Raw genomic sequence first — 13319 nt, 5'->3', positions numbered from 1 at the left:
GATGCCCGGAGCAGCCCCGGTGGCCGTGCACCCGCGCGCCGTGCTCCCGGGGCGAACGGGGCATGGGGCCCGCTGCCCAGGCGGCCCGGGTTCGCTGGGCGGCCCTGCCGGTCTGGTCGGAACGTCAACGTTCAGAAACCGGCATAACGGACACGCGGGCGACCGGTCCTCGTCGAGCTGTCTGTGGAGCCGCTCTCGGCGCGCCGCCGCCCCCCGGTCACCGGCGAGCACCCGACCCGACTACCGCAGGCGGCAGCGAGCCGAGCGGATCGGCACACGGATCGGAAGGAGTGGCAGTAATCCGGTTGGCCGCACCCGCGCCGCAGCGAGTAACCTCAACCACGGTTGATTTCGAGTGCGGGAAGGGGCTGACGATGACCGACCAGCCCTCGTGGAAGGCCAAGGAGCTGACGGTGGGGCAGGTGGCCCAGCGCAGCGGCGTCGCGGTGTCGGCGCTGCACTTCTACGAGCGCAAAGGGCTGATCAGCAGCCGCCGCACCGCGGGCAACCAGCGCCGCTACCGCCGCGACACACTGCGCCGCGTCGCCTTCATCCGGGTCGCCCAGCGGGTCGGCATCCCGCTGGCCGACATCCGCGACGCGTTGGACTGCCTGCCCGAATCGCGCACCCCCACCCGCCAGGACTGGGCCAACCTCTCCCAGACCTGGCGCGACGAACTCGAGGAGCGCATCAACCAGCTGCAGCGGCTGCGCGACGACCTCACCGACTGCATCGGCTGCGGCTGCCTGTCGCTGGAGCGCTGCACGCTGTCCAACCCCCACGACCGCCTCGCCGACAACGGTCCGGGCCCGCGCCGGCTGCTGACCCCCCAGGCGCGCGAGGCCGACCGCACAGGCGTCGACGACGCGGCCTGCGCCCCGACACAGCAGCAGGAATGCTGATAGACGAAGGAACCCCGTCGGGAGCCCGCGGCGTTCACCACAGAGGCTGCGGCGATGAGGCCCGAACGCGCGAAGCGCTGCGCGCCGGCGTGCCGCCGAGCGCCCGCCGCACCCCCACACCGGACCCGCCACCACCGCTGTGTGCGCGGTGGTGCGGAGTTGCCGGGCCGGATCTCCCGCTGCTCGGCGGCAATCCGGCATCGGTGCTGCGCGCCCGCGGGCCCGCTGCCGCAGCCTGCTGTGGCGGGCCCGCACGTGGTCCTCGGGGACACCTCGGGCGGTGCCCTGCGTCGCGTCCGCGAATGCTCCACCGACTCCCACGGACACTCCAGATAGGGCCGTGACCGGCTAGAATGCGGTCATGGCGCTGATCGCCTTGCGGCGCGGCCGCGATGCCGCCCGGCCCGGGAGCCGGCGGCCGCGTCCGGCTGCTTGCGCCGTCACCTCCCGCCCCCTGCGCATGCGTCCCCTCCGGCTGCGGCGCCGCCCCTTTTGCGGTCCCGGCCTTCTCCCCGAATGGCGGCGCCGTCTCACCCCCGTCCCGGCGGCGGCCACGGAACAGGCCCGCCGCGGTCCTCGCGGGTCCGCGCCGGGTCCGAGCCCGAGACATCCGACCGAAAGGGGCAGGCGATGATCACCCGGATGGGCGTGGCGAGCGTCTTCGTTTTCGACTACGAGCAGGCGAAACGCTTCTTCGTGGACAGGTTGGGCTTCGAGGAGCGCTTCGATCTGCAGATGGACGACGGTATGCGGTGGTTGACGGTGGGCCCGCCCGCCGATCCGCAGTTCCAACTGAGCCTGACGGTGCCGGGCCCGCCGCTGCACGACGAGGAGGCGGCCGCGGCCATCCGCGGCCTGGTGGCCCAGGGAGCCCTCAGCGGCGGCGCGTGGAACACCGACGACTGCCGCGCGACCTACGCCGAGTACGCCGCGCGGGGCGTGGAGTTCCTGCAGGAGCCCCACGAGGTTCCCTACGGTGTCGAGGCGGTCTTCCGCGACCCCTTCGGCAACTGGTACAGCCTCGACGAGGTCAGCCCCGCGGCGTTCGACCCCGGGGCCATGGCCGAGCACTACCGGCCGGGCGAATCGGGGTGAGACCGGGCGCCGCGCCGGCGGTGTGGCGGGCGAGGTCGACGAGCGGGCCGGGGGCGCCGGGCCGCGATCCCACCAGGTGCAGCGCGGCGCGCAGGCGGCGCCGGTTGCGCGCCGAGGCCACGTGGGGCGCCGAGGCCCGTATCTGTTCCAGGGCGGCGCCGCACTCGGGCCAGGCGCCGAGGCGGGCGGCCACGGCGGCCACCGAGACGTGGTGGTGCAGGTGGCTGCGCGCATCGGCGGACCGGCGCGGGCCGGTGAGATCGGCCGCGCGCTGCAGCACGGCCAGCGCCGCCGCCAGGCGGCCCTCGGCGGCCAGGGCCAGGCCGCGGTGGCCCGCCACCTCGCATTCGTCGAGCCACCATGTCCAGGCGGGATCGCGCGGCTGCAGCGAGTCCTGCAGGTCCGCGGCGGCGCGGCCGAGCAGGGCTCGCGACGCCTGGTGGTACCCGGCCGGTGCCAGGGCCCGGCCCAGCCGGATGCGTGCCAGCTGCGCCACGCGGCCGGGCAGGCGCGGACTCTGCAGCAGGTCGGCGGCCAGGCGGGCGGCGGCGCCGGTGCGGCCGCGCTCGGCCTCCATCAGGGCCAGGTTGGTCACCGCGAAGTCGCGCATGGGGCGTTCGGCGGCGCGCTCGGCCGCACCGGCGGCTTCGGCGGTGACGGCGGGTGCTGCGGGGTGCTCGGCGTCGAACAGGACCCATCCGGCGACCTCGGCGAGTTCGGCGGCCGCGGCGGCATAGGCGGTGGAGGCGCCGCTGCGCAGCCGCCGGCGGACGTGGCGCCAGGCGGCGTGGGCCGCGGGCGCGATGGTGTCGGAGCCGTGGCGCATGTCGTGCTCGACGAGGCGTGCCGCGAGCAGGCGCAGCGCGTCGGCGTCGGCGTCCGGGCCGGTGACGGCGGGTAGCGCGGCGCCGGGCGGCGTCGTCGCCGGCGGGGGCGCCTCAGGGTTCACAGCCCACGTTCCGGTGTAGCGCGGGTGCGGCGGCCGGGGCCGGCGCGTGCCGGGGCGGTGCCGGGCCCGCGTTTCGGTGCGGGGCGCGGGCGTTCACGGGTGCGCCGCGGGTGCGGTCGCGGTGTGTTGGAGGCGGCGCGCCCCCCGGCCGGTGACGGTTGCGGCGGCGTCGGCCGGGGTCTCGTGCTCGCTCATGGGCCGATCCTAGTCGGGGCTGGCCGCGGGTCGGCGCGGCGGCCCGGGGGCGGCGATCCGGGTCCGCCCCGCCGCCGAAGGCGTCTGGGACCCGGATCGGCCGCAAGGCCTCAGGCCGGGACGCGGGCGGTGTCGCGGTCCCAGACGCGGTGGCCGGCCAGCACGCGGGCGAAGGCGGTGTGGAACTCGGCCGGGTCGCCGCCGCGGTGGGTGACGACCCCCTGGTCGACCACGGCGGCCGGGTCGCCGTCGCCGGCCATGCGCAGGTGCGGCAGCGGGGCGGCCTCCAGCACACCCACCCCCTCGTGGGTGGCCGCCACCGGTTTGGCGTGCTTGAACGCCTCGGCGACGAAGTTCAGCGCCAGCCCGTACTCGGCGAGGGCGGCCGCGGAGTCGGCGCCGCCGGCCACCACCACGGCGTCGTAGACCACCGAGGCGACGGTGTGCATGGCGCGGTCCACCGCCAGCATCTGGCCGTCGACGGCGCGCAGCTGCCCGTCGTGGGGTGCCAGCACCTCCACAAGCGCGCCTTGTGCGGCGAGGGCTTCGCGCAGGCGCAGCACCTCGGCGGCGTTGACGCCTTCGTCGGCCAGTACCGCGACCTGGCGCGAGTAGATCGTGTCCGTGACCGAGTTGGCCTGGCTGAGCGCGGGCGAGGAGCGGCCGTGGTTGGCGACCTCCTCGGTTGCGGGCGGTGCCACGCCGATGCCGCGGGCGACTTCGGCGGCCAGGGTGTGGTCGATGCGGTTGAGGTGTTCGACGACGCGCTCGCGCACCGCCATGGTTTCGCATTTGCCCAGCTCGAATTGGAAGGCCGAGGTCAGGTGCGCCCGTTCCCAGCCGGCCAGGCTGTTGAGGAACAGGGTGGCCTGGCTGTAGTGCTCCTTGAAGCTTTCGCTGCGTTTGCGGATCTTGTCGCCGTCGACGCGTTCGGCGTAGTGGCTGTAGGGCGCCTCGCCGAGGTAAGGGCAGCCGCTGCCCAGCGAGTTGGGGAAGTAGCTGGTGCGGCCGCGGTGGACGCGGTGCTGGCCGTAGCCGTCGCGCTGGTTGTTGCTGACGTCGGCCACGGGCCGGTTGACGGGCAGCTGCTGGAAGTTGGGCCCGCCCAGCCGGATGAGCTGGGTGTCGAGGTAGGAGAAGTTGCGGGCCTGCAGCAGCGGGTCGTTGGTGAAGTCGATGCCGGGCACGACGTTGGCGGTGTGGAAGGCGATCTGCTCGGTTTCGGCGAAGAAGTTGTCGGGGTTGCGGTCGAGCACCATCTTGCCGACCGGGGTGACCGGGACGGTCTCCTCGGGGATGATCTTGGTGGGGTCGAGCAGGTCGAAGTCGAAGGCGTGCTCGTCGGACTCGGGTACCAGCTGCATGCCCAGTTCGTATTCGGGGTACTGGCCGCGTTCGATGGAGTCCCACAGGTCGCGCCGGTTGAAGTCGGGGTCCTTGCCGCCGATCTTCTGCGTCTCGTCCCAGACCAGGGAGTGGGTGCCCAGCAGCGGTTTCCAGTGGAACTTGACGAGGGTGCCCTCGCCGCGCTCGTTGACCAGGCGGAAGGTGTGCACCCCGAAGCCCTGCATCATGCGGTAGCTGCGCGGGATGGCGCGGTCGCTCATCAGCCACATCATCATGTGCAGCGTCTCGGGCTGCAGCCCGACGAAGTCCCACAGCGTGTCGTGGGCCGACTGGGCCTGGGGGATCTCGTTGTCGGGCTCGGGTTTGACCGCGTGGACGAAGTCGGGGAACTTGATGCCGTCCTGGATGAAGAACACCGGCATGTTGTTGCCGACCAGGTCGTAGTTGCCTTCGCGGGTGTAGAACTTGGTCGCGAAGCCGCGTACGTCGCGCACGGTGTCGGCGGAGCCGCGGGAGCCGGCCACGGTGGAGAACCGCACGAACACCGGGGTGCGCAGGCCGGGGTCGGTGAGGAAGTCGGCGCGGGTGTAGCGGGCCAGCGACTCATAGACCTGGAAGTAGCCGTAGGCGCCGGCGCCGCGGGCGTGCACGACGCGTTCGGGGATGCGCTCGTGGTCGAAGTGGGTCATCTTCTCACGGAAGTGGAAGTCCTCCATGAGTGTGGGGCCGCGCTCCCCGGCGCTGAGGCTGTTGTCGGTGTCCTCGACGCGGACACCGGTCTCGGTGGTCAGCGCGTTCGCGGAGTCCTCGCGGACCCCGTCGAGCTGGCGGTCTTTGTCGTCGCCGGACGGTTCCCGGTCGCGGAAGGCCTCGGACATGGCGGTGCCCCTCTGTCGTGCTCGCGTGTGTCGGCTCGGGCGCTGCTGCGAACGCGCCCGGTGCCCACCCGTCCCGGCGCCTGCTGACCGAGGATCGCGCAGCCAAACGCGGCGCTGCAGCGGTTGCCGGGTCTGGTGTCTTTCCTGCGCAGGGGGTGGTTCGGCGGCGTGTGCGGGGGTGTGCGGCCGGCGGGTGCGGCCGGGGGCCAAGCCGTGGCGGTGGAAGCGGGCCGTTCGGGGTAGGGGAGGCGTGCACGCCGCCGGCGCCGCCTGGCATGCTGCGCGCGGCGGTTGAGCAGACGACGACAGTGAGGAGAGCGAACGCTATGGCAGCCAACGGTCTGGTGCGTACCCGCAACAACGTCATCGCCGGAGTCTGCGGCGGCCTGGCGCGCCGCTTCGGCCTGTCGCCGTTTCTGGTGCGCGTGCTGTTCGTGGTGTCCTGCGTCCTTCCGGGGCCCCAGGTCGTGATCTACATCGTGCTGTGGATCCTGATGCCCAAGGAGCGGTGATCGCGGGCGTGCGCCGCCCCGCGGGGTTCAGTGCGGGGCGGCGCTTGCCAGCAGCGCCGCCACGAGGTCGCGGGCCAGGTCGGCGGTGTCCTCCTCGGCGCGCTCGCGCGGTCCGGGGAAGTGGCTATCGACTGGCTGTTCGGGGGCATGAGCCGGTTCCTGCCCGAGCAGTGGCGGCGCTTCCGCGGCGCCGTACCCGAGGCCGCCGACGGGGCGGAGGTGGCCGCCTACGCGGCCCGGATGGAGCACGCCGATCCGGGCGTGCGCGAGCGGGCCGCCCAGGAGTGGACCCGCTGGGAGGACGCCGTCGTCGCCCACGAGGCCGCGGGCGACCCCACCGCCTACAGCGGCCGCCCCACCCGCGATCGGCTCGCCTTCGTGCGCATCGCCAGCCGCTACTTCGCCCACGCCGCCTGGCTGGAAGAGGGGGTGCTGCTGGCCCGCGCCCACCGCCTGGCGTCCGTCCCCGGCGTGCTCGTCCACGGCCGCCTGGACCTGAGCGCGCCGCTGGAGACCGCCTGGCAGCTGCGGCGCACCTGGCCCGGCGCCCGCCTGGAGGTCCTCGACGACGCCGGCCACACCGGCAGCACACGGATGCGCGCCCGCGTCGTGGCCGCCCTCGACGGCTTCGCCGACGCGGCCGGGTGAGCGGCGCCGCCGGGTGAGCGGCGCCGCCGGCGCCCGCGCCTTCGGCGTCCGATCGGCGGGCCCCGCCCCGCCCGTTCACGTGTGCGGGACGTCCGCCGACTCCGGCGCCCCCCTCGTCACAAGGTCGTCGATGAGCGCGGCCAGCGCCTGCGGCTGCTCCAGCCAGGGGTAACCGGTGGTGGGGGATGCGCGCACCATGCGCGCTTGGGGGACGTTGCGGGGCACCACGGTGCGGATATGTTCGCTCAAGGGGCCGATTTCGCCGCAGTAGACGGTGAACCGCTCGGGATCCGCGCTCAGGCGCGTGAACCAAGTGTGCTCCGGCGGCGCCGCAACGCCCTCGGCGGGGATATCGAAGGGTATCGAGCGGGTCATGTGTTCCACGGAGATGTCGTGGAGCAGGTCCCGGTCCTGTTCGTCCAGGTGGGCGCAACTGCGCAGCGAGAACTCCACCATGGTCTCGACGCCCTCTGCGGGCACGGTCGCCTGCTCGCGCATCTGCTCGTGGTAGGGGGCCATGTCCAGCAGGAAGCTTCCGATGTCGGAGGTGAGCGCGGGGGTCTGATAGCCGGGCTGGTCGACCAGCGCCGTGGTGTCGGGGTTGATCAGCAGGGCGTGTGCGGCACTGCCGTCGGCGACGAGCTCGGCACCCGCGTGGGCGGCGAGGTCGGGGGCGACCACCAGATCGACGCCCGTCCGGGACAGCGCGGCGCGCGCCGCCTCCACGACGTCTCGGGTCAGGCCCGGCGGTTGGATGCGGCCGGTGAGCGGCTGCTCCACCACCAGCGTGCGGATCCGGCGCGGCAGCGCCTCGGTGAGGCGCCACCACACGCGCCCGTTGGCGAGCGGATGGAGGAAACAGACGACCGGAGCGGTGGTTCGGGCTTCGGAAATGTCGACCTCCTCCGAGGGCGGTGCGGACACGCCTGACCGTGCCCGCCCCGGCATGTTCCACACACATCCCTGGTCGCGGGCACGCCGGGCCGCCCCGGACCGCCCGCCGGGCGCCGCAGGCGTCCGCCGCACAGAGTGTCCCTGGAACCGGGGTCGACGCCGAGACCGGCCCCGGAGACACCGTCGGCGCACCTCGGTCCTCACCCCCTTCGCCGTCCGCGACGGCGGCCGGCGACGCACGCGGGCAAGGGACTACTCGCCGCCGTCGACGCTGATCACGATCTTGCCGCTCAGGTGGCCTTCCTGGCTGAGGCTGTGGGCCTCGGCGGTCTTCTCCAGCGGGTAGACCGCCTCCACGGGCAGCCGGATCCGGCCCTGCTCCAGTAGCGGCAGGACTTCGGCGAAGACCTCTTCCAGCGGGACGCCGTCGGCTCCGCCGCCGGAGAAGCGGACGCCGTGCTCGCCCGCCGAGCCGTCGGCGATGGTGATCACCTTCTCGGGCGATCCCGCCAGTTCCACCGAGACGGCCAGTACTCCGCGTCCCGAGGCGTCCAGGACCGCGTCCACCCCCGCGGGGGCGGCCTCGCGCAGCCGCTCTTCCAGCCCCTCGCCGTAGGAGACCGGATCTACGCCCAGTTCGCGCAGGAAGCCGTGGCGGGCCGGGCTGGCGGTGCCGATCACCGCGGCGCCGCGGACCAGCGCCAACTGGGCGGCGACCAGCCCCACGCCGCCGGCGACGGCGTGGATGAGCAGTCGGTGGCCCGAGCCGACGCCCAGCAGGCCCAGGGTGCGCACGGCGGTCTCGGCGGGGATCGGCAGGGCCGCGGCGGACTCGAACGACAGCCAGTCGGGTTTGGCCACCAGCCGGTCGGCCTCGGCCAGGGCCTCGGTGGCGGCGGCGCCGGTCGCGGCCTTGCCGAAGACGGCCTGGCCCGGGCTCCACCGCTCGACGCCCGGTCCCACCGCCTCGATCGTGCCGGCCAGGTCCATGCCGGTGCCCGCGGGCTGCTGCAGCGCCGCCGAGGAGAAGGCGCCGCTGCGGACCTTCCAGTCGATGGGGTTGACCCCGGCGGCGCGCACCCGCACCCGGACCTGCCCGGGTTCGAGGCGGGGCAGGTCCACCTCCTCCAGAGTGAGCACCTCGGGGCCGCCGTAGCGGGCGTAGCGGATGGCGTGGGCCATGGTGGTTCCTTCCTGGGTCGGGTAGGCGCGGCGCGCGGGCGGCAGCGGCCGGGTCGGTCGGACACGCCCACTGTGGAGCCCGCAGGCCAGTCCGGGTCAAGGAACCGTGTCCCGGATCACCGCCTGCGGGGCCTGGGCGGCCGCACGACTCGGCGCGGCCCCGGTACCGTACCGGCCTGCGGCGCGCAGCGCCGCACTGCAACGCCGCGCCGCCGCCCGCGGCGTGGCCACGCGGGACGTGCCGGCGTTCGCCGGTGCCTGCGGGGTTGCTCCTTTCGGGCTCGTTCGCTGGGCGCCGCCTTCAGGGGCGGGGTGTCTTCTCGCCGTGCACAGCCGTGTACTCGGCGGCGAGCCAGGGGCCCAGGTCGCCGAGGAGGGTGGCGAGTACTGCGGGATCGGCTGAAGGGGCGGCTCCGACTCCGGCGGCGAGGCGCATCTGCTGGAGGCGCTCCGGGTAGTAGCGGCCGAAGAGTTCCGCGGACTCGGCGAGGTCGCTGGTCCAGCCGCCCCAGCGGGGCATGATCAGGGTGAATCCCGTGCGGACGATGCGGCGGGCGACGGAGCGGCTGAGAGTGCGGCGGTCGGCGTCGGTGGCGGCTTCGGCGGCCCGGGCGCGCCAATGCGGCAGCGCGCGGTCGAGATCGCCGTTCGTTTCGCGGGCGAGCAGGGGCGTGGGGCGGTAGCGCGGTAGCCGCTCGGCCAGGTCGGGGCCGAGCAGCGGGGTGCACAGGCAGGCGATGAAGAAGCCGTCGTCGTGGCGTTCGAGTTCGCTCAGCAGCGCGCGGGTGCTGCTCACGAGGATGCCGACACCATCGATCTGGGGGAATGCCCGGTCGAGTGCGGCCGCGATCGCCTGGGCGCCGGCGCGATCGGCGGCGGTGGGTTCGTCGTGGAGCGCGAGCTGGAGGTCGAGGTCGGAGACTCCGGGGACGGCCGTGCCGCGCGGGAGGCTGCCGTAGATGTAGGCGCTGTGCAGCCGCGTGTCGAATGCCTGGGTGATGCGGGTTCGGGCGGCTGCGACGACGGGGGTGAACGCTGTCGGCACACGGTCCAGTGCGCCTTCGCGTGCAATCGTTCCGTCGTGGTCCAGCCCTCGTTCACTCATGGTGTGACTGTGCCCTGTGCTGCGCTGCGTCGGCGAGTGGTTTTGTCGGGCGGCCGCAGGCGCCGACGGGCTCGGGTCTGCTCGCCGCCGCCTCCGGTTCAGCCGGTCGCGGACGGTTTCCGCGCACGGCGGCGGCAGCAGCAGCGGGGCGCCGAGGTCGACTCGCCCGGCCGGCGCCTGCAGATGCTTGTGGAGAACACCCGGTCCGCGTGGTTCTTCCGGCGCACGGGCTGGCCGAGCGCGGGCCCACCCTGCCGGGGCCCGTCATGTGCCGCCAGGGGCGGCGCGTGCACCGGCGCCGTGCGGCCGCACCTCAGGCGGGCGCGGCAAGCCAGGCGTCGACACCGGCGAGGAGTTCGCGCCGCAGCGCCTGCGGCGCGAAGGAAGCGGCGATTCCGGTCCGCGCCATCTCCGCCAGTTCCGCGTCGCTGCATCCGAACGCGGCGCGCACGGCCGCGTACTCGCCGCTGAGCGACCTGCCGGCGACATCGGGGACGTCGGTGTCCAGCGCGACGGCCAGCCCCGCCTCGCGCAGCCGCGGCAGGGGGTGGGCCGCGAGCGAGTCGACCAGGCCCAGGGCCACGTTGGAGGAGGGGCACACCTCCAGCGCGATCCCGCTGTCGCGCACCTGCGCCGTCAGGGCCGCATCCTCCAGCACCCGGATCCCGTGCCCCAGGCGGCGGGTGCCCGACGCCAGCGCTTCGCCGACGCTGTCGGGCCCGCGCATCTCGCCCGCGTGGTGCACCGTGCGCACCCCCGCTGCGGCGGCCTCGGCCAGCACCGCCGCGAACGGCGCCAGCGGGTAGGACTCGTCGCCCGCCATCCCGATGGCGACCACCTTCGACGGGTGCTCCAGCGCCAGGTCGAGCGTGCGCCGGGCCCGCTGCGGTGGGCGCCGCCGCGAGTGGTCCAGGATCAGCCCGTAGGCCAGGCCGTGGGCCGCGCGGCCCTGCTCCAGCCCCTCGATCACCGCCCGCAGCGGCATTCCGGTATCGCCGAGGCGCTCGCCGTGGGCGGCGGCGCTGAAGGTGACTTCGGCGTAGCCGACGCCGTCGGCCGCGGCATCGGATGCGAACTCCCGAGCGATGCGGGTGAAGTCCGCGGGTCGGCGCAGGCAGGCGCGTACCAGGGCGTTGCGGTCGGCGAAGGCGCGGAATCCGGCGAAGCCGGCCGGGGCCGGTCCGGGAGGTTCGGCGTCGTTGGCCGCGGCGATCTCGCGCAGTGTGGCCGGACGGATCGTGCTCTCCAGGTGGACGTGCAGGTGGACTTTGGGCAGCCGGGCCAAATCGCGCATGCGGGGCAGCTTACGAAAGGCGCTGACCTGGCGGAACCGGTTTTCGCGGTGCCGTGTGCTGCGGCGGCGCCCGCAGCGGCGTACCGGGTCGGCCGCCGGCGGCCACGGCCGTCGCCGCCACCGCCGCACAGCGGCGGATCCCGCCCCCGTGCCGCATGACCCCCGCGTCCCCTCGAACGCCGCCCCGGCCGATTCGCGCCGGGGCCTTCCGGGCGGGTGCACCGCCGCGCTATGGTTCCTGCGCCCGCCCCGCTCACCTGGGCCGCGGCCGCAGACCGGAATGCTCCAACCCGGGTCGGGCGCTTCGCGCCGCCGGCGGCGGGCAGCCGATTCGACAACGCCACGGTGCGTGCCATGCTTGCTTCACGACGTAGGAGCCCCGCGGTCCGACCGGATTTCACCCGGTGGACACCGCCGGTTGGAGCGGAGGCGGTACACCGGCACTCAGCGAGCCATCAGCGGATCCAGCAGGCACGCGCGTCCGTCGCCACCTTCCCCGACAACGACAAGGCAGCCCCGTGAGGATTTCGGTGATCGTCCCGGCCTACAACGAGGAAGCGGTGCTCGGCCGCTGTCTGGAGGCCCTCGTGACCCAGACCGTGCCCGCCGAGGAGATCATCGTGGTCGACAACAACTCCGCCGACCGCACCGCCGAGGTCGCCGAGGCGTTCTGCGAGCACGGGGTGCGGGTGGTGCGCGAAACCCGCCAGGGCGCCGTGCACGCCCGCAACCGGGGCTTCGACGAGGCCGGCGGCGACGTGCTCGGCCGCATCGACGCCGACACCATGGTGGGGCCCGAGTGGGTGGGCCGCCTGGCCGAGTCCTTCGCTCCGGATGCGCGCACCGGCACGCGCCCCGACGCCGTCACCGGCCCCTCCTGGTTCTACGACATCCCGATGCGCCGCACCGGGCTGGTGGCGCACCGCTTCTTCTGCCACCGCCTCAACCGCCTCCTGTCGGGACACCCGATGCTGTGGGGATCCAACATGGCGCTGAGCCGCGAGTGCTGGCGCCGGGTGCGCGGCCACACCTGTGCGCAGCCGGGCATGTGGGAGGACCTGGACCTGGCGGTGCACCTGAGTCGGCTCGGGCTGCGGGTGCGCTACGTCGACGGGCTGCGCGTGCCGGTCTCGGCGCGGCGCATCGGCGCTTCGGTGCGCGACCTGTACTCCTACCTGCGGGCCTGGCCCTATACCTACCGGCTGCACGGCCAGCGCCGCGCCGCCTACGGTGCCGCGCTGTGCCTGCTCATCGGGATCGTGCTGCTGCGGCCCTGCTCGCTGCTGGTGCGGCTGCACACGCCCTACGACGGCCACCTGTCGCTGAGCCGCCTGTTCCGCCGCTCCTCGGCCGTCAGCCGCCCGCTGCCCTGAACCGGCCGCCCCGCGCTGCGGCCACCCGCGAGCGCGGGGGAGCGGTGGAGCCGGTGGCAGGGGGTATTGCCCGGCGGCGGCGCCACCCGCCGTCCGGCGCGGATGCCGCCGAGACCGTCGTGCGCGGCCCGGCCCCCTCCCGGCCGCGCTCCCGCACGAGCGGGAGCGCGGCGTCCGGTCGTCCCCCGCTGGGGGGGATCCGCGGCGGGCGGGGGCTGCTGTGGACTGGCGCCATGACCACGCCTGCAACTCCCCCCTCCGCCTCCGCGGCGCGCACGAAGGCCGCGCCTGCGCGGCCGGGCCGCCGTGTCGTCGCCGCCGCCGTCGCAGCGGCGCTGGCCTGTGTCGGCTTCGCCGCCGTGAACGTCGGGTTCGAGGCCGCCGACCGCTTCTCCCAGGGGCCCTACGCCGCCTACGCGACCGGGCTGAGCGTCATGAACTGGCTGGTCGTCGCACTGAAAGCCGCGGGCGCGGCCATGGCGCTGCTGTCGCTCGTCCAACGCCCGCGCCTGCCGGCCCCGGCGGTCCTGGCCGCCGGGCTGTGGGCGGCGTTCGCGACGCTGGGGCTGTACGGACTGGGCAGCCTGGTCCAGGTGGCCGGCATGGCGACGGGGGTGCGCGGCAGCCCGGCCGACGTCGATGTGTGGGGCCTGGCCTACGTGGCGTTCTTCCTGCTGATGGCGGGCGCGTTCGGGGTGGTGGCCGTCTCCCACACGCGGCGCCGGGGTGTGCCGGTGCGCTTCGCCGTCCTGGGGGCGCTGGGCGCGCCCCTCGCGCTGGGCGCCCTTCTGGTGGGGATTCCGGCGCTGCTGGCCGCTGCGGGCGTGATGCCCGCGCTGTGAACGGGCGGATTCGGCCGGGCAGCGGCGGTGCACCGGCCTCGGCCGCCGGGCACCGGCCGCGACCGGCACCGAGGCGCCGCCCGCCCCGGCTCCGCCTGCGCGA

General features: G+C 74.5%; 12 protein-coding genes. 6 read left to right on the top strand and 6 right to left on the bottom strand.

What is annotated here, in order from left to right; all coding sequences use genetic code 11:
* Positions 1-374: 374 nt before the first annotated feature.
* Positions 375-902 (top strand): redox-sensitive transcriptional activator SoxR, encoded by a 528-nt coding sequence (gene soxR / locus EKD16_RS12775; RefSeq protein WP_131098587.1) that lies wholly within the window; start codon positions 375-377, stop codon positions 900-902.
* A gap of 630 nt (positions 903-1532) precedes the next feature.
* Complete coding sequence (locus EKD16_RS12770) at positions 1533-1997, top strand: VOC family protein (RefSeq protein WP_131098586.1); 465 nt, start codon at positions 1533-1535, stop codon at positions 1995-1997.
* On the opposite strand, the gene EKD16_RS12765 is transcribed toward EKD16_RS12770, so the two are convergent.
* Both EKD16_RS12765 and EKD16_RS12760 read right to left on the bottom strand, forming a co-directional pair.
* The gene (locus EKD16_RS12765) at positions 1933-2946 is read right to left on the bottom strand and encodes a hypothetical protein (protein ID WP_131098585.1); all 1014 of its coding nucleotides are present in this window, start codon (positions 2944-2946) and stop codon (positions 1933-1935) included. The two genes, EKD16_RS12770 and EKD16_RS12765, sit on opposite strands and share 65 nt — an antisense overlap.
* Positions 2947-3251: 305 nt before the next feature.
* Positions 3252-5366: a catalase gene (locus EKD16_RS12760; protein ID WP_131098584.1), complete on the bottom strand. Its 2115-nt coding sequence runs from the start codon at positions 5364-5366 to the stop codon at positions 3252-3254.
* A gap of 326 nt (positions 5367-5692) precedes the next feature.
* Here EKD16_RS12760 and EKD16_RS12755 point away from each other — a divergent pair, with 326 nt between their 5' ends.
* A complete protein-coding gene (locus EKD16_RS12755; RefSeq protein WP_131098583.1) occupies positions 5693-5878 on the top strand; it encodes a PspC domain-containing protein in 186 nt (61 codons plus the stop codon).
* 120 nt (positions 5879-5998) lie between these two features.
* A complete protein-coding gene (locus EKD16_RS12750) occupies positions 5999-6526 on the top strand; it encodes an alpha/beta hydrolase family protein (RefSeq protein WP_131098582.1) in 528 nt (175 codons plus the stop codon).
* 75 nt (positions 6527-6601) lie between these two features.
* On the opposite strand, the gene EKD16_RS12745 is transcribed toward EKD16_RS12750, so the two are convergent.
* The 4 genes from EKD16_RS12745 to add form a co-directional block, all read right to left on the bottom strand.
* Entirely contained in the window at positions 6602-7450 is an 849-nt protein-coding gene (locus tag EKD16_RS12745) for a hypothetical protein (protein WP_131098581.1), read from the bottom strand.
* 222 nt (positions 7451-7672) lie between these two features.
* Entirely contained in the window at positions 7673-8602 is a 930-nt protein-coding gene (locus tag EKD16_RS12740; RefSeq protein ID WP_131098580.1) for an NADP-dependent oxidoreductase, read from the bottom strand.
* 301 nt (positions 8603-8903) lie between these two features.
* On the bottom strand, positions 8904-9707 hold the full coding sequence (locus EKD16_RS12735) for a nucleotidyltransferase (RefSeq protein WP_131098579.1): 804 nt from the start codon (positions 9705-9707) through the stop codon (positions 8904-8906).
* A gap of 313 nt (positions 9708-10020) precedes the next feature.
* On the bottom strand, positions 10021-11001 hold the full coding sequence (gene add / locus EKD16_RS12730; protein WP_131098578.1) for an adenosine deaminase: 981 nt from the start codon (positions 10999-11001) through the stop codon (positions 10021-10023).
* 518 nt (positions 11002-11519) lie between these two features.
* Here add and EKD16_RS12725 point away from each other — a divergent pair.
* Positions 11520-12374 carry a glycosyltransferase family 2 protein gene (locus tag EKD16_RS12725; protein ID WP_131098577.1) on the top strand — a complete coding sequence of 285 codons (855 nt, stop codon included), beginning with the start codon at positions 11520-11522 and terminating at the stop codon, positions 12372-12374.
* Between the two features lie 233 nt (positions 12375-12607).
* The gene (locus EKD16_RS12720; RefSeq protein ID WP_131098576.1) at positions 12608-13216 is read left to right on the top strand and encodes a hypothetical protein; all 609 of its coding nucleotides are present in this window, start codon (positions 12608-12610) and stop codon (positions 13214-13216) included.
* The last annotated feature ends 103 nt before the right edge of the window (positions 13217-13319 follow it).

Source organism: Streptomonospora litoralis (assembly GCF_004323735.1).
GTDB classification, from domain to species: Bacteria; Actinomycetota; Actinomycetes; order Streptosporangiales; family Streptosporangiaceae; genus Streptomonospora; species Streptomonospora litoralis.
The sequence above is the reverse complement of the archived record's forward strand: the minus strand, read 5'-3'. Positions and strand labels throughout refer to the sequence as shown.

What these genes read in the sequence shown, in the direction of transcription:
- soxR (WP_131098587.1), top strand. Translation starts at nt 375, where the DNA reads ATGACCGACCAGCCCTCGTGGAAGGCCAAGGAGCTGACGGTGGGGCAG.
- EKD16_RS12770 (WP_131098586.1), top strand. Translation starts at nt 1,533, where the DNA reads ATGATCACCCGGATGGGCGTGGCGAGCGTCTTCGTTTTCGACTACGAG.
- EKD16_RS12760 (WP_131098584.1), bottom strand. Translation starts at nt 5,366, where the DNA reads ATGTCCGAGGCCTTCCGCGACCGGGAACCGTCCGGCGACGACAAAGAC.
- EKD16_RS12755 (WP_131098583.1), top strand. Translation starts at nt 5,693, where the DNA reads ATGGCAGCCAACGGTCTGGTGCGTACCCGCAACAACGTCATCGCCGGA.
- EKD16_RS12740 (WP_131098580.1), bottom strand. Translation starts at nt 8,602, where the DNA reads ATGGCCCACGCCATCCGCTACGCCCGCTACGGCGGCCCCGAGGTGCTC.
- EKD16_RS12735 (WP_131098579.1), bottom strand. Translation starts at nt 9,707, where the DNA reads ATGAGTGAACGAGGGCTGGACCACGACGGAACGATTGCACGCGAAGGC.
- add (WP_131098578.1), bottom strand. Translation starts at nt 11,001, where the DNA reads ATGCGCGATTTGGCCCGGCTGCCCAAAGTCCACCTGCACGTCCACCTG.
- EKD16_RS12720 (WP_131098576.1), top strand. Translation starts at nt 12,608, where the DNA reads ATGACCACGCCTGCAACTCCCCCCTCCGCCTCCGCGGCGCGCACGAAG.